This is a genomic window from Roseimicrobium sp. ORNL1 (genome assembly GCF_011044495.1).
Taxonomy (GTDB): Bacteria; Verrucomicrobiota; Verrucomicrobiia; order Verrucomicrobiales; family Verrucomicrobiaceae; genus Roseimicrobium.
Genome location: NZ_CP049143.1, coordinates 5,734,770 through 5,750,530 on the forward strand (window position 1 = coordinate 5,734,770; position 15,761 = coordinate 5,750,530).

General features: G+C 60.9%; 15 protein-coding genes. 10 read left to right on the plus strand and 5 right to left on the minus strand.

Annotation, left to right across the window (positions count from 1 at the left end; all coding sequences use genetic code 11):
* Positions 1–7 precede the first annotated feature (7 nt).
* From G5S37_RS23100 to G5S37_RS23115, 4 genes are read left to right on the plus strand one after another with little or no spacing between them, the layout of a single operon-like run.
* Positions 8–787 (plus strand): glycosyltransferase family 2 protein, encoded by a 780-nt coding sequence (locus G5S37_RS23100; RefSeq protein WP_165211842.1) that lies wholly within the window; start codon positions 8–10, stop codon positions 785–787.
* Entirely contained in the window at positions 784–1,500 is a 717-nt protein-coding gene (locus G5S37_RS23105; protein ID WP_165207089.1) for a class I SAM-dependent methyltransferase, read from the plus strand. The genes G5S37_RS23100 and G5S37_RS23105 overlap by 4 nt, the downstream gene beginning before the upstream one ends.
* 17 nt (positions 1,501–1,517) lie before the next feature.
* The gene (locus G5S37_RS23110) at positions 1,518–3,407 is read left to right on the plus strand and encodes a hypothetical protein (protein ID WP_165207091.1); all 1,890 of its coding nucleotides are present in this window, start codon (positions 1,518–1,520) and stop codon (positions 3,405–3,407) included.
* Positions 3,408–3,445: 38 nt separating this feature from the next.
* Positions 3,446–3,934, plus strand: coding sequence for a GNAT family N-acetyltransferase (locus G5S37_RS23115; protein WP_165207093.1), 489 nt, complete (start codon positions 3,446–3,448; stop codon positions 3,932–3,934).
* Between the two features lie 201 nt (positions 3,935–4,135).
* Here the strand turns inward: G5S37_RS23115 and G5S37_RS23120 are convergent, their stop codons facing one another.
* Both G5S37_RS23120 and G5S37_RS23125 read right to left on the minus strand, forming a co-directional pair.
* Positions 4,136–4,501 (minus strand): hypothetical protein, encoded by a 366-nt coding sequence (locus tag G5S37_RS23120; protein ID WP_165207095.1) that lies wholly within the window; start codon positions 4,499–4,501, stop codon positions 4,136–4,138.
* A 65-nt stretch (positions 4,502–4,566) separates the two neighbouring features.
* Positions 4,567–4,929 (minus strand): hypothetical protein, encoded by a 363-nt coding sequence (locus tag G5S37_RS23125; RefSeq protein WP_165207097.1) that lies wholly within the window; start codon positions 4,927–4,929, stop codon positions 4,567–4,569.
* 56 nt (positions 4,930–4,985) lie between these two features.
* Between G5S37_RS23125 and G5S37_RS23130 the strand changes: the two genes are divergently transcribed.
* On the plus strand, positions 4,986–5,450 hold the full coding sequence (locus G5S37_RS23130) for a GNAT family N-acetyltransferase (RefSeq protein WP_165207099.1): 465 nt from the start codon (positions 4,986–4,988) through the stop codon (positions 5,448–5,450).
* An 18-nt stretch (positions 5,451–5,468) separates the two neighbouring features.
* Positions 5,469–5,801 (plus strand): antibiotic biosynthesis monooxygenase, encoded by a 333-nt coding sequence (locus G5S37_RS23135; protein WP_165207101.1) that lies wholly within the window; start codon positions 5,469–5,471, stop codon positions 5,799–5,801.
* A gap of 608 nt (positions 5,802–6,409) precedes the next feature.
* Here the strand turns inward: G5S37_RS23135 and G5S37_RS23140 are convergent.
* The gene (locus tag G5S37_RS23140; protein ID WP_206026115.1) at positions 6,410–7,330 is read right to left on the minus strand and encodes an SUMF1/EgtB/PvdO family nonheme iron enzyme; all 921 of its coding nucleotides are present in this window, start codon (positions 7,328–7,330) and stop codon (positions 6,410–6,412) included.
* 10 nt (positions 7,331–7,340) lie between these two features.
* Positions 7,341–9,218 carry a hypothetical protein gene (locus tag G5S37_RS23145; RefSeq protein ID WP_165207103.1) on the minus strand — a complete coding sequence of 626 codons (1,878 nt, stop codon included), beginning with the start codon at positions 9,216–9,218 and terminating at the stop codon, positions 7,341–7,343.
* Positions 9,219–9,378: 160 nt separating this feature from the next.
* Between G5S37_RS23145 and G5S37_RS23150 the strand changes: the two genes are divergently transcribed.
* The 3 genes from G5S37_RS23150 (at position 9,379) to G5S37_RS23160 (ending at position 12,465) form a co-directional block, all read left to right on the plus strand.
* Positions 9,379–9,672, plus strand: a complete 294-nt coding sequence (locus G5S37_RS23150; protein WP_165207105.1) for a hypothetical protein — start codon at positions 9,379–9,381, stop codon at positions 9,670–9,672.
* Positions 9,673–9,883: 211 nt separating this feature from the next.
* Positions 9,884–11,188, plus strand: a complete 1,305-nt coding sequence (locus G5S37_RS23155) for an RsmB/NOP family class I SAM-dependent RNA methyltransferase (RefSeq protein WP_165207107.1) — start codon at positions 9,884–9,886, stop codon at positions 11,186–11,188.
* A 101-nt stretch (positions 11,189–11,289) separates the two neighbouring features.
* Positions 11,290–12,465 (plus strand): cysteine desulfurase family protein, encoded by a 1,176-nt coding sequence (locus G5S37_RS23160; protein ID WP_165207109.1) that lies wholly within the window; start codon positions 11,290–11,292, stop codon positions 12,463–12,465.
* Positions 12,466–12,859: 394 nt separating this feature from the next.
* On the opposite strand, the gene G5S37_RS23165 is transcribed toward G5S37_RS23160, so the two are convergent.
* A complete protein-coding gene (locus tag G5S37_RS23165) occupies positions 12,860–13,879 on the minus strand; it encodes an SDR family oxidoreductase (RefSeq protein ID WP_165207111.1) in 1,020 nt (339 codons plus the stop codon).
* Between the two features lie 166 nt (positions 13,880–14,045).
* Between G5S37_RS23165 and G5S37_RS23170 the strand changes: the two genes are divergently transcribed.
* The gene (locus G5S37_RS23170; RefSeq protein ID WP_165207113.1) at positions 14,046–15,011 is read left to right on the plus strand and encodes a PmoA family protein; all 966 of its coding nucleotides are present in this window, start codon (positions 14,046–14,048) and stop codon (positions 15,009–15,011) included.
* The last annotated feature ends 750 nt before the right edge of the window (positions 15,012–15,761 follow it).

Below are 15,761 nucleotides of genomic sequence, written 5' to 3' on the forward strand. Positions count from 1 at the left end.
TGAGCAACTGGCACTATCTGTCGTAATCCCCGCCTATAACGAGGAGAAGACGATTTGCCGCGTGGTGACCAGGGTGCTGGAGTTGGGCTTTGTGAAGGAAGTCATCGTGGTGGATGACGCCTCGAAGGACAACACCGCCGAGACGGTCAGAAGCCTGACCCAAGGTGATGCACGTGTGCGACTGGAAAGGCACGCAACCAATCAGGGCAAGGGAGCCGCGCTACGCACCGGTTTCAGCGCGGCCACAGGCGGTGTGGTTATCGTGCAAGATGCAGACCTGGAATATGATCCTGGTGAATATCATCTCGTGCTCGATCCCATTGCCAAGGGACATGCGCACGTGGTGTACGGATCCCGTTTCGCCGGTGGCCGCGCTCATCGCGTGCTCTACTTCTGGCACAGCGTGGGAAACAAGTGCCTCACGACGCTCTCCAACTGCTTCACAAACCTGAATCTCACGGACATGGAGACCGGGATGAAGGCCTTTCGCAAGCACGTGCTCGACCAGATTCATATTGAAGAGAACCGCTTCGGCTTTGAGCCGGAGATCACGGCGAAAGTGGCACGGCTCGGCGTGCCCATGTATGAGGTGCCGATTTCCTACTACGGTCGAACCTATCTGGAGGGCAAAAAGATAGGTTGGAAGGACGGCGTGCGCGCCGTGTGGTGCATCGTAAAATACGGTCTGCTTCCTCACGGCGGGAAGAGGCTTCTCGCCACCGCTGCAGATGCCGACAATACCGCCATTCAAAAGCCCTCCGCCATTACTCCAGACTCCGCTTCATGAGTGATCCATCAGAAGCATATTTCGCCCAGGACTTGGAGGCGATGGATCAGGCCGAGAACTACTTCGACTGGATCTTTGAAGGCTTTGGTCCCTACATCGGGAAAGACATCCTGGAGGTGGGCGCCGGTACGGGAAACCTGTCCAAGCGGCTGCTGAAATTCAAGCCTGACCGCGTGGTGGGAGTGGAACCCTCCAGCAATGTTTACCAGATTTTGGAAAAACGTCTCGGCGCAGAGCCGGGATTCACGCCCGTGCGCGGCTGCCTTTCCGACCACCATGCGAAGTGGCAGCGGGCCTTTGACACCGTGATGTATGTCAATGTGATGGAGCACGTGGAAAAGGACCGGGAGGAGGTGGAGCTTGCCTCATCCTGCCTGCGCGCCGGAGGGCACCTGCTCATCTTTGTTCCTGCACAGCCCTGGCTTTACGGCAGTGCTGATGAACTCTTCGGCCACTACCGGCGCTACACCAAGGAATCGCTCTCCGCTCTTCTTCCTGCAGCCGATTGGGAAGTCGTGGACCTGCGTTACTTTGACGTCCTCGGCATGCTGCCGTGGTGGGTGAGCTTTGTCTTGCTGCGGTCCAAGAAGATGAGTCCCGGAGGCGTGAAGTTGTATGACCGCTATGCCGTTCCCGTCATGAGGCGCGTCGAAAACGCCCTTCCTCCAGCCGTCGGGAAAAACCTGCTGCTGGTGGCCCGCAGGAAAGGCTAGCCAGCGCCGCTGCATTCATGATCCGCATCGCCTTGTATCTTCTGCTGCAAGTGGCCGTGCTGCTTGGCTGGGGATGCCTCGTGCAGCGGCTTTTCATCCGGGGCACGAGCCGGGGAATGGGGCCCTTCATGCTGGTGTGGCTCGGTTGGGCCGGGCTGGTGGCTCTTCTCCAAATCCTGCACTTGCTGTTGCCCATCCAGGGCTGGATGCAGGCCCTGGTGATCATGACCGGCCTGGGGGGACTGTGGCTGGGTAGACGGGAACTCGTGACCACGCTGCATCTCCTGGATGCCGCGCCGCAGGGAATGCGACGTCTGGCAGGCTGGTCCTTGCTGGCAATCCTGCTCGCTCTATTCACAGGCTACCTGGTGCTCGGACCGGACCAGCGCGCCCTTTCCTATGATACGGAGCTGTATCATCTCGGCATTGTGCGGTGGAACAATGAATACCCCACCGTCCCGGGCGTGGCCAATCTGCATCTGCGGCTGGGGGTGAACTCCACTTTCCTGCTATATGCCTCCCTGTGGAATACGGGACCAGGCGAGGGGCGCACCGCATGGATTGTAGCGGGTTTCCCGGCATTTCTTTTGTGCATCCACTGGCTGGCGGTGATCCTTCTGGACCGGTCTCGTGGCTGGGCATGGAGAAGCGCCTACTGCCTCCTCACGCTGCCCTATGCTATTCGGTTGCTCGCTCATACCGAGGCTTCGCTCTACTTTGACAAGGTGGCGCTCATCGGCGCACTGGTGACGGGACTGTGGCTCCTTCACCTAGGCTGGCTCTGGCTCGGAGAGGGGCAGCGCCAACCGAACGAGCGAGAAGGACCTTCCGCCCCCACCCCATCTGACTCCGGGACAGGCCATCTCCTCGTCCCTCTTCTTTCCGTGCTGGTGCTGAACTTCACCTTCAAACAATCACTGGCATTTCATGCCGCGTTGGCGGGCCTGCTGGCGATTGGCCTCGGTATCCTCCAGTTACGTCGGCAACGCATCCCCATGGCATCGGGAGTTCGCATCGTTCTCGGATGGGGCGTGCTGCCAAGCCTCCTGCTGGCCGCATATCTTATCAACAATGCCTTCCTTTCCGGGTGGCTCTTCTTCCCCGCACCCGTCCTGCGACTTCCCGTCCAGTGGGCGGTGCCTGTAGCTGACACCCAGGACCTTTATCTTCAGATCAAGAGCTGGGCGCGCTCCATTGGACGACTGGATCTGGGTGAAGCCAGCGTTGGGGAATGGATTGAGCCGTGGAAGAAAGGCTTTCTTCGCTCGCAGGAATATCAGCTCTTGGCGGCCGCCCTCGCCGCCCTGGCAATTTTGATTTGGAAAGGGTGGACCGGAAGCAGGTTCATCACGAGGACTGGCGGTGTTCGCTGGGTTCTGGCTCTCGGGGTGGTATCCCTGTGCAATCTCGCCGCCTGGTTCTTCACCGCACCGGACCTGCGCTTTGCCGATGGACTGTTCTGGATGTTTTTCGGATGGATGGGGACCTTCCTGCTGGCCGCCCTTCTGGAACAGGCCCGGACGGTGCAGACTGTTGCGCTTGGCATCGGCCTTGTGTTTTTCCTCACGGTCTCCGGCAATCTGTTCCCGCGGTATTCCCCGGGTCAGCTATGGTCTATTCCACACGCACGCGCCACGGCAACGGTGCCCTATCCGGGCCCTGGGGATGCACTGGCAGAAAATCGCGACCCTCACATTCCCACGGTGCTCGTGCCGAAGGACCCATCCTCCGATCAGGTGGCGAATGCTCCCCTGCCCTCAACTCCCTATCGCAATGACCGGCTGCGCATTCGGACCCCCGGCAATCTGCGAGATGGCTTCTACATGGTCGAGTTTCTGCCCACTGCCTCAAAAGCGCCTCAGGACAGCGGCTCGAAGCTTGAATCTCGCGAGAGCTCTCCACAGTAGAGCCGTCCAGCCCAGCTCATTCTTCGCCCGCATTCATCATGCCCACCATCCGTCCTGCCACTGAGGCTGATCTGCCTGCCATCAATGCCATTTATAATCACTACGTGCTGCACTCCACGTGCACCTATCAAACAGAGCCGAGCACGGCAGAGGAACGACTGGAGTGGTTCCGGCAGCATGGAGAGAAGCATCCCGTCATCGTGGCCGAGGAAGATGGGCAGGTGGTCGGCTGGGGCTCACTGAGCCGGTTTCACCCACGCGCGGCGTATGGACACAGCGTGGAGGATTCTGTGTACCTGCATCATGAGTGGCAGGGTCGCGGACTGGGTGGCATCCTTCTGGGAGAGCTTCTGCGTCTCGCGAAGGAACTGGGCCATCACACCGTGCTCGGCGGCATCGATGCCGACCAGGCCGCAAGCGTGGCGCTGCATGCGAAGTTCGGCTTTGTGAAAGTATCCCACCTCAAGGAAGTGGGCTACAAGCAGGACCGCTGGCTGGATGTGATCTGGATGCAGAAGATGCTGTGAGGGGTGGCTACTTTTTGGGACCGCTGATGGGCGCTGACATTCGCTAATTGGATGAGGCGTGGGGTGGTTTTTGATCAGGGGGGCAGTGGCGATTGGAAACCACTAATGGACACTAATTGGCACTAATGTCTGAGGGTGCTTGGGTAGCATCGGCGGTATGCGGGGTGGAGAATCCAACGAAGAGTCGCGACTGCTCGGAGCTCAAAAATCTTCCTCCAGGCTGCCTCTCAGGTAGCGCGCGAGTTTTACGATACCCGCGACTACAAACGCTGGTGCCGCGAGGAAGGCGGCGAATGTCACAAGCCCCCAGAGAAATGCTCCCGCACTCGGCGTCTGCTCCGCCATCATCGCGTGCCTGACATTCACCGACACGGCCATGACCACGCCCGGCACGAAGGCCAGCAGCATGACGTGCCGTTTGGCGATAAGGCTCACGATCAGCGGAGCCGCCACGGAACATCCCAGCACCATGCGGGCAATCTCACTGCCGGTGATGGCAGAGGATGTCATGGGAGTGAGACCCAGCACGAGTCCCACGGCAGCGGCAATCCAATCCCTGCGTGTCATCAATTAGCCTAACAACGCAGCAGTCATGCCATGACGGCTGCTGCCAACCCCTTTCTCTCATGGCATCAGGCCTGGTCCGCCACCGGAAGCCTCGGGCGGAGCGCACTCACCACCCCGCCGATGATGAAGGCGGGGATGGCGGTGACTGCAAGGAACAGCAGGAATACGATAAAGAGTTCATCCAGCGGCCGGCACGTTCCGCGCAGGGTCGCCCCTGCCACCAGCGTGGCTATGCTCAGAAGAACGTTGTGCAGGAGAGCCACCAGCAGGGGCCTCCGCCGGGACACGCCGGCCACCAGCGCCGGCCCGGCCAAGACACACACGAGCATGGTGAATGGACCACCCATCTCTGGCTGTACGGACAGTACGCCACCGAGGAACGCCATGACGAAGGCGGCCACATAGGCCAGTCGATCCCGCGAATTCATGCTGGCGGTTTTTTACCATGCCGCCCAAAAAGATGCTACCATGAAAATGCACACCCATGTCTGCTTCCGCTGATCTCTCCAGCCTCGTCATCCGCGAGCTGACCGTGGATGAGTTTCCACAGATCCTGCCGCTGATTGCACAGCACAATTCCAAGCTGGATCCCGCGGAGCTGCAGCGGCGATTGCAGTCCATGATTCCCCGCGACTACCACTGCATCGCCGCCTTCCTCGAAGATCGCATGGTGGGTGTGGCAGGCTACTGGATCAGCACCCGCTTCTACTCGGGTGAATACATGGATGTGGACAATGTCTTCGTGCTGCCGGAACTGCGCTCCCATGGCATCGGCTGGCGCATGATGGACTGGCTCCATGAGAAGGCGCAGGAACTCCGCTGCAAGGTCGTGATGCTGGACTCCTACACGAGCTATGTGGATGCACACCGCTTCTACCTGCGCATGGGATATGAAATCCTGGGCTATCATTTCATCAAACGCCTGCCCGAATCTCCCCAGCCCGCGTAGTCTCTTGAAACGAACAACATGAGCGCGATCGCCACGACTCCCGAGCCTCCCTACTACGCCGTCATCTTCACCAGTGCCCGCACGGACGACGACCGTGGTTACGGACACATGGCCGACCGCATGGTTGAGCTCGCCCGTGAGCAGCCCGGCTTCCTGGGCGTAGAGAGCGTGCGCGGAGCGGATGGTGTGGGCATCACCGTGAGTTATTGGGAAAGCGAGGATGCCATCCGCCACTGGAAGGCGAACGCAGAACATCAGGCCGCGCAACGTGGTGGCCAGACGACGTGGTACGCAGATTACTTCCTCCGCGTGGCCAAGGTGGAGCGGCAGTATGGGAAGGTTAAGAACTAAAGAGTGCTATCGGCACGTCTCGTGATGCGTCCGACGCGACTCGGCCAGGAGCTTCCATGAATGGGCACCGCTCTAGAGTCGTGTTCCCTCCGTCAGGGTCGCTTATTGAGTCTTGCACAATAGGCTGACGTGTTGGAACTCGTGCCCTGAAGGGCACAGGAGCCCAGCCCAGGGTTAGGGAGCCTTGGCGACCGACACCCTGGGTCGCATTGGAATTGGTGGCCGCCCTGAAGGGGCGGAGGAGAGTTGACCATTCAGGTATTACTATCGCCGCTACGGTTGGGAGGTGCAGCCTTGCACTCGCTGCCACGTACTCCTCCACCCCTTCAGGGTGGGATACATTCTCATACACCACCCAGGGTGTCGGTCGCTAAAGCTCCCTAACCCTGGGCTGGACTCTTGCAGCCCTTCAGGCTGCAACTTCGGGAACGGACCAAGACAATAAGTTGGAGAGATTTGTCAGTTTATTGCGCAACCATCAATAGATCACGAGACGTCTCCAAAGGAACTCACTTTCCAATGCTGCCACAACGCCCACACGGCAATGACCTTCATGACAAACTCTTCGGTGATGCCCATCCCATGACTGAAAGGCTTATCCTCATCTATCACTTCGTCACATCCACCACCACCCGGAATCCTTGATTCGCCAGTGAACCGTGGCGGTCCATCTGGCCGATATCCACCAGGTTGAAAAAGCTGCACGTGTTGGAGGAGCACCACCAGGAGCCACCACGTCCGGCGACCAGGCGTTTCTCTTCGCCAGGCCGCGCACCGGCGGGGAGACCGGTGCAATATTCAAACACATTTCCTATCACATCATACAGACCCCACGCATTGGGCGGGAAGGATTTCACAGGGGCGGTGTAGAGGTGACCATCTTCCTTCGTGTCCTTCAGGTGACTCTCGCCATTCCAGGTGTTGGCCAGCTTCATGTCGTACTTATTGCCCCAGGGATAGCGCGTCGTCTTCCCGGCGCGCGCGGCGACTTCCCACTCCGGTAATGTCGGCAGGCGGCCACCCAGCCACGCGCAGTAGGCAGCGGCATCGGTGCCGCTGATTTGCGTGACGGGATGGTCCTTGAGTTCGTCCCATGATTTGCCTCTGTCGCCAAAGGGCTTGCGCCAGTGCGCGCCGGGAATCTGGTCCCACGCCCAGTCGGGCATGCCTTCCACAGCCACCTTGCCGCTGCCGCGCTTCTCCGCATCCGTCACATAGCCGGTGGCTTCCACGAAGGCGGCGAACTGTGCATTGGTCGTCTCCGCCTCCGCAATGGCATAGCTCTTCAGCGTGACGGTGCGCAGCGGATTGCGCTCGTGGCCTTTGGCTCCGATTTCGTAGGAGCCTTCCGGCACGATGATGAAGACGTGGCCGTTCTTCCCCGTGATGCGTGCGGGTGCTTTGGTCTCGGCGAGCAAGGAGGCAGCTCCCTGCATGCCGAAGAGGAATACGGCAACACTCAGCAACGCAACCGACCGCACACGGAGTGTGCGGACCCCATCAAAGCGCATGCCGACCGTTCGTGTCATGTTTACTGAACTACAGACCATCCGGCTCAGGAGCCACGGGCATGACCTTGGCACCAAGACGCTTCTCCGGTGGCACGGTGGTGAGATAGTCAGCTGCCACCTTGCGCAGTTCACCACGCACCTCCTCCGTATAGGGCACTCTCACGATGGTGCCATGGACATACACAGGAATGTTCAGGGCTTTATTCCACGTGATCCAGTGGCGGGATTCCCACGGGATATCATCGGCGGACTTGAAGTCCTTCAACTCCTTGTCCTGCGCCGCCTTCTTCAGCCCTTCCACATAAGCCTTCTCCACCGTGGTGCTATCCAGCGCGGGGAACGCTTCCTTGCGCAGCAGGCGGCCAATCAACCCCAGCAATTCGCGTTGATAGATGCGGCAGGCATAGATTTGCCCCTTCCGCGCATCGGTCCCTTCTTTCGAGCCGAGTTCTCTCCACGAGACAGGACTATCCAATTCCAAAAGTGGCAGTGGCGCGGTGGCATCCTTCTCCGCCGCGAGGAGCAACGCATGCAGCTGTTCTTCGAGGCGCAGCAGCTCCGGCAGGCACTCTACCCCTTGCAACACCTGCACCGCCTGTAGCAAGGGCCCGGAAAGCGCTTCGGGATTCAGCCCGCTCTTCTGTATGTCAAACCTGCGCTCCGCTGACTTGGTCCCTTGCTTAGCAAGCTTCGCCATATCGATATTCTTCAAGCGCTCCAGCAGCACAGGAATCACCTCCGCTCGATACGACTGCAGCTTTATGATGCTGTCTGCGTCCAGAAAGAAGTGACGTGGAGCGAGGAGGTTGTACGCAGGCAGCGGCACATCAAAGTCGATAGGACCCGGTGATATGCACATCTGGTTGTAGCTTCCCGGCTGGGCGATGGCTTCATCCAGCACCTGCGCACCGGTGAGCGCGGGAACTTCCTTCTTATCGAGATATGCCTGCACCAGACTGCGTGTTTCGTTTCGCAGGTCCTCCGTGTAAGGCACCCGCACAATTCGCCAGCGCCAGTAGGGCACACCCGCATCCTTATCGAAGGCCATGCTTTGCTTCTGGTCCTCCGGGATATCCGCCACACTGCGCACCTTCTGCAAATCTTCATCCAGCTTGCGATGCTGCAGAATCAGCGTGCGCACACGCCCCAGTGTAGACCCGGAGAGTGAGGCATAGCCTTTCCGATGCAGCAACTCCACCATCACTCCGAGCATCTCGCGGTCGAACACCATCGAGTCGAAGAGCTGCTGTTTGCGTTTCAGCTTGGGCGGCATCTTGCTCCAGTCCTCCACGTCCTTGAAGTCTTCGCCCGAGCCTTCCCAGGTCGTGCCGCCGCCGGCATCAATCACCGGGATGGGAGCCTTGTCATCACGTGAGGCCGCCACATTGAGCTGCTGGAGTTGCTCCTCCAGTCGCAGCAGATGCGGCAGCAGTTCCACGGCATCCAGGTCCAGCACCATGCTCAGCATCACGCCACCGAGCGTGCGCGGGTTCTGATCCGTCTCTGTTTCGAAGTCGACCTCATCCGGTTTCGCCGGGGGGTAGAGAGGAGGCAGCAGCGGCTTCTTGCGCTTCGCCGGAGCCTTGGGCGGATTCAACAGGTCCAGCTTCTCCAGCCGGCGGCCCAGCTCCTGTACCACTTCATCGCGACGCTCGTGCAGGAGCTTCTTCATGGGCTCCGAGAGGAAGGTGCTCTGCCAGACAGAGATTCCGTAGGCGGGGATGGGCGGGCGTGAGTAGGGCACCGGTGGCGGAGCATCGCAGATCTGCGCGCCGTCCCCGGGACGCTGGATGGCCTCATCCACAAGGACCTCGATGGACACGGTCGCTGACCCAGGACCGGACGCGCCCGACACAGGCAGCGCCCAAGAAAGCAGGGCCAGAGCGACCCAGAAAAGTGGCTTCATGTGCGTGCAGCTTCGCGTGAGCTTCGCACAAAATCAATCACCGCCCCGTTTACATGATGCCCAATCAAGAAATGAGCCTTCATCACGACGCCGACGAGAAATGATGCATTCGAAAAATAAGTGTTGGTAATCTGCAACCCCTCGGCACATCCTCAGGCCCATGCCGATACAGGTATGCATCGAAGAGTTCTCGCGTCACGATGAAGACGGAGCCCGTCGCCCGGTGACCACTCATGAGACGCGCGGTGAAGCGCTCGAGGCAGCCATGGCACTGGTAGACTCCGGACTCCTGGAACTGTGGAGCCCCGGCATGGCCCCGGAACACCTGTTCACCCAATGGTCCCTGTTTGGCGAAGATGTGTATCTGACACCTGACGAGGGGGAGCCTAAATTCTCCGCCATGGAGTATGCCAAAAGACGCGCCCGCGAGCTGGCCTACCGGCGGCATCTGTAGGGAGGGAATGATGGAGGGGACCGCTAACGTTCGCTAATGAAGAAGGCATCTCCGGAAGCCTGGTTCAGGGGGCGAATAATGGATTCCTCCACGCGCCATCCTCTTACTCTTAACTACCCTGACCCTCATCCTTTAGCGAACATTAGCGCCCGTTAGCGGTCCCCTCGTTTCCCCTCCCCTCCCACGACTCCGCGCTGGCGCTCAAGGCGGAATGGTGGTAGCGCAGGAGGTGCCCCAGCCTCCTCCGCAGAAACTTCCCCACCTCATCATCGACCAGGTCATCGAAGCGCTCGCCGATGTCTTCCTGGACGGGTATCACGCGGACAAGGTGATCGAGCGCCGCTTCCGTGCACATCCGAAGTGGGGCTCACGGGACCGCCGCCTCTTTGCCGAGAGCGTGTATGACACCATCCGCTGGTGGCGCTGGTACTGGCACCTCGCCGGCCTGCCCCCAGAGGAGTACCTGCAAAAGGATGCGCTGGATGCCTCCCGCCTCTGGCAGGTCTGGTCGGTCTATTGGTTTGAGAAGCACGGCAGCCTCCCCGCGTGGGAGGAATGCCGGGAGATCAACACAGACAAACTCCAGCGCCGCCGCGCCCGCACCGTGCCCCCCGCCCTCCGCGCCTCCTTCCCCGACTGGCTGCATGATCGGGGCGCTGCCGAACTCGGCGAGGACTGGCCGCATGCGCTGGCCATGCTGAATGAGCCCGCACCCGTCTTCCTCCGAGCCAACACCCTGAAAGCCGCGGCGGGCAAGGTCTGCCACACCCTCGCTGAGGAGGGCTACGAATCCCGCCCCTTGGGCGAGGAGTTGCCAGACGCGCTGGTGCTCACCAAGCGGCAGAATGTCTTCCAGACACAGGCCTTCAAAGATGGTCTCTTCGAAGTGCAGGACGCCGGTTCGCAACGCATCGCACCCTTCCTTCAGGTCGCACCCGGCATGCGTGTAGTGGATGGTTGCGCTGGCGCCGGCGGAAAGAGCCTGCACCTCGCCGCGCTCATGAAGAACAAGGGCCGCATCGTCGCCCTGGACACCGTCGAATGGAAACTCAAGGAACTGCGCAAGCGCGCCGCACGCGCCGGAGCGGACACCATCGAGACCCGAGTCATCGAGGGCTCCCAGACCATCAAACGCCTCCGTGCCACCGCCGACCGTGTGCTGCTGGATGTGCCGTGCAGCGGTCTCGGCGTCATCCGCCGGAATCCGGATGCGAAATGGAAGCTGCATGAGGAGGAACTCACCCGCCTGACCCTGCTCCAGGCAGACATCCTCGAGCGCTACTCCCGCATGACACGCCCGGGCGGCAAGCTGGTGTACGCCACGTGCAGCATCTTCCGCAGCGAGAACGAAGACCAGGTGCGCGCCTTTTTGCAAAAGCATGGCGATGAGTGGACCCTGGAGGAAGAATTCCGCCTGCAGCCCGGCGATGACGGCGGGGATGGTTTCTACGCGGCAAGGCTCGCGAAGTCCGAGACGGCGAAAAAGGAATCCGCAGATTCTGAGTCGGATGAGTAAAAACGACACTGCCCGGGTCTAATCCTGCGTCCGCATTGCAAGTTTCGTGCAATCGGCTCGACACTGTGCGCCGATTGCATTGATATCGGCGGATTCATTCCATGATTTATCTCGACTCCAACGCCACCACGCAAATCGACCCCCGCGTGGTGGAGGCGATGCTGCCCTTCCTCACGGAGCACTACGCCAATCCCTCCGCCTCCTACCGGGCAGCGCGGCATGTGCGACAGGCCGTGGACCATGCGCGTGAGCAGGTGGCCGCCCTCATTGGTTGCGAGCCGGGCGAACTCATCTTCATGAGCAGCGGCACAGAGGCGAACAACGCCGCGCTCTTCTCCGCACTCACCCTGCACACACCGCATCGTCGCCACCTCGTCTCCGCGAAGACTGAGCACAGCGCGGTTCTGGAAGTCGCCCGCCGCTGGATGGAAGAGGGCAATCCCACCACCTTCCTGGATGTGGATGAAGGCGGCACCGTGCACCCTGCATCATGGTCCCGCTGCGTGCAGCCCGGCCAGACTGCGGTGGTGAGCGTGATGTGGGTGAACAACGAAACCGGCACCATCCAGCCCATCGAGGAGATTGTGAAGTTCGTGCATGATCGCGGCGTGCTCTTCCACACGGACGCAGTGCAGGCCGTGGGCAAGCTGCCCATCTCGCTGAAGGATCTGCCCGTGGACTATCTCAGCCTCGCCGGGCACAAGTTTCATGCGCCCAAGGGCATCGGCGCGCTGTATGTGAGCAAGCGCGTGCGCTTCAAGCCCTGGATGCTCGGTGGTGGCCAGGAAATGGGACGCCGCAGTGGCACGGAGAACGTGCCTCACATCGTGGCCATCGGCAAAGCCGCCGAACTCATGCGCGAAGAACTCGCCACCGGTGGCGATGCCAAGGTGCGCGAGATGCGCGATGCCTTTGAGCACCAGGTCCGCACCGCGCTGCCGGAGACGGTGGTGAACAGCATCACCGCGAATCGCCTCGGCACCACCAGCAGCCTCACCTTCCCCGGCATCGATGCGCCCGGACTCCTCATCCTGCTGGATGAACGCGGCGTCGCCTGCTCCGCTGGTTCTGCCTGCCACACCGGCGCGCTGCATCCTTCCCACGTGCTCGAAGCCATGGGCTACGACGCGCAACATGCCAACAGCACCCTGCGCTTCTCCTGGTCACGCCTCAATACCATGGAGGAAACGCAGAAGGCTGCCGACCTTGTCATCCAGTCTGTGCACAAAATGCGCGAACTTGGCGCTGGCAGTGGGGATGTGGTGATACGGGGGTAGTGATCGAGGGACCGCTAATGGGCGCTAACATTCGCTAATGGATGAGGGAATCAGCGGTGGTGTGCGTGCAGCGTGAATGGTTCGCTGGGGAAACCACTAATGAACACTAATGTTTGAGCCCAGGTAGATCGCTGCGAGGCCGTTTGGATGTACATGGAGAAGCGCCCTCACTTCCCATCGCATCCCACCCCACACGCCGACGACCGACCCTTCCGCCCTCAGAAAAATTAGTGTTCGTTAGTGTCCATTAGTGGTTTCCCAAACACCACCATCCTCCCTGACACACACCACCCTTCCAGCCGCGCTCAATTAGCGAATGTTAGCGCCCATTAGCGGTCCCTTCACTACCACCGCCTTGCCGCCTACTGAATTCGGCTGAAGCCTTCTACTTTCATTAATACCCCGCCACCGTCTCCTTCAGTCCCGCGGCCACGGTGTACTCCGGCTCGAAGCCGAGCATTTCCTTCACCTTGCTCACATCGGCACACGAGTGGCGGATGTCTCCGGGGCGGAACTCGCGGAAGACCGGGCCCGGCACTTCCACACCGGCCTGAGCCTGCACTTCGGTTTGCAGCGCGGCGAAGAGTTCATTCAGACTCGTCGCCTTGCCCAAGCCCACGTTGAAGACTTCGCCATAGGCCGCTTCATTCTCCGTGGTCGCAGCGAGCAGGAGGGCCTGCACCACGTCCCGCACAAAACAGAAATCGCGCGTGTTCTCGCCATCGCCATTGATGAAGACATTGCGTCCTGCCTTCATCGCGGAGATCCACTGCGGGATCACTGCGGCATAGGCGCCCTTCGGATTCTGACGAGGACCGAAGACATTGAAAAATCGCAGGCCCACCGTCTGCAGCCCATACGCCATGAAGAAGGTCTGCGCCTCGATCTCGTTGATGTGCTTGCTCGCGGCATAGGGCGAGAGCGGGCGGCCGATGTTCTTTTCCACCTTCGAGTCCGCCACGATATCGCCATACACCGCGCTGCTGCTGGCAAAGACGAAGCGCTTCACGCCAGCCTTCCGCGCGGCGAGCAGCATGTTCAGCGTGCCGGTCGCGTTCGTGTCATGACACTGGTCCGGCTTCTCCATCGAGGTGGGCACCGAGCCCATGGCGGCGAGATGGATCACGTAGTCCATGCCCTGGATGACATGCTGGCATTTCGCCTCGTCCGTGATGTCACCCTCCACGAAGTGCGCCATGCGCCGAGTGCCCCCGTCATCCCCCGCCGCGGCGGCCGCGAGTTGCAGGCGCTCCTTGGTGCCTGCGCTCAGGTCATCCAGCACCGTCACCCGCTGGCCCAGGCGCAGCAACTGCTCCACCACGTGCGAGCCGATGAAGCCCGCCCCTCCCGTGACCAGCCAGTGCTGGGCATTGCCTTGCAGGTCGGACTTCAGGGTCTGGTAGGCGTTGGGCATTTTTTCCTCTTTGGTTTTTTTTCTGCGGGGAAAAGGGAATCGCGCGACTCTGGCACAAGTCGCGAATTGCGCGCCATTTTTTCCACGGCGAATCGCCCGGGTTGAAAGGATTTTTCATCCCTTCCCGTTGCCTTGGCCTGATCTCCCGCCTCTACTCTTCCTCCTCATGCGACGCCTACACCCCCTGCCCCTTGTTGCAGCCGCTTTCGGCTTGCTCGCCCTGGCCTCCAGCGCCCTCGCCCAGACCGTCACCCTCACGCAGAGCGATACCGGCGTGCGTGTGGACATCGACGGCAAGCTCTTCACCGAGTACGTGACCAAGGACGTGCCGCGTCCCTTCTTCTACCCCGTCATCGGCGGCGCGGGTGAGAACATTGTGCGAAACTTCCCCATGAAGACGGACGTGGCCGGCGAGCCGCAGGACCACCCGCACCATCGCGGCCTCTGGTTCGCGCACGGCTCCATCAATGGCATGGATTTCTGGAGCGAGATGAAGGACTTCGGCAAGCAGCAGTCCACCGGCGTGAGCGACCTCAAGGCCGAGGGGAACAAGGGCTCCTTCACCGCCACCACCAAGTGGGTCTCCGCCGACGGCAAGCCCGTGCTGAGCGACACCCGCAAGTTCACCATCACCGCCCTGCCGAACGGCGAGAAGCTGCTCGACTTCGACATCACCCTGCAGGCCACCGAAGGCGAAGTGACCTTCGGCGACACCAAGGAAGGCACCATGGCCATCCGCCTCTGCCCGCAGCTGACCTTCAAGGACAAGGAAGGCACCGGCAACGCCTACAACACGCAAAACGACAAGAAGAAGGACATCTGGGGCAAGCGCGCCCCGTGGGTCGCCTACTTTGGCCCGGATCCGAAGGGCAACGTCGTCGGCGTCGCCATGTTCGAGCACCCCAAGAACTTCCGCGCACCCACCTACTGGCACGCCCGCGACTACGGCCTCTTCGCCGCGAACCCCTTCGGCGTCCACGACTTCGAGGGCAAGAAGGACGAAGAACACCTCGGCGACCACAAGATGGCCAAGGGCGACACCCTGCAGCTCCGCTACCGCTTCTTCTTCGGCAAAGGCAAGCCCATGCCCAAGGCCATGGCCGCGAGGTATGACGAGTACGTGAAGGAGTAGATTCCCGTGCGACGGTGAGCGGTGGGACGGTGGTCTCACGCGGACCGCCAATCAGCGCTAACGGTCGCTAATGTAGAAGCCTTCTCCAGAAGCCTTTCATCGGGGGAGGGGATGGTGGTGTTTGGGAAACCACTAATAGGCACTAACGAACACTAATTTTGGGGAGCTGCAGCTCCCCCCTCAAGGAGTGGGGGCATTCCTGCCCCCATTTTGCGTGGCATGTCTCCTGATGCCTCTCCTCCCAAGACCCGGCCCATCTTCGCAGGGAGCGGCACTAGCCTAGTGCCGTCCTTGCCGGTGAAAAGACCCACCCGCGCGCGCCCTGGTCATTCGCTCGAACCCACGACAAAACCGGTAGGGGGCCGCGGCGCCGGCCTCCTAATTTTGAGGGCGGAGGGGGTGTGGAACCCCTTGGGAGGTGACGCTGCCTCCAACGGGTCGCAACACCCCGGCTCCGCACCGCCCGCCGCCTTTGCCCCGCCGCGAAATTTGGGTGCCGACGCAGCAGCACCCTACCAACTGAAACTGAAATGACGGGACTTCGGCGAGTCTCGCTCCCTGCGAATGGTGCGATGCCTTGGAGGTGATGCTGCTCAGGAGACCTGCCACCTCCAATTGGGGGCAAGAGTGCCCCCGATCCTTGGGGAATCGCGGCTCCCGCGCTCAATCACCCACCGACTCACCACCGCCCAGCCGGCTTCAACAATTAGTGTTCGTTAGTGTCCATTAGTGGTTACCCACCGCGCCATC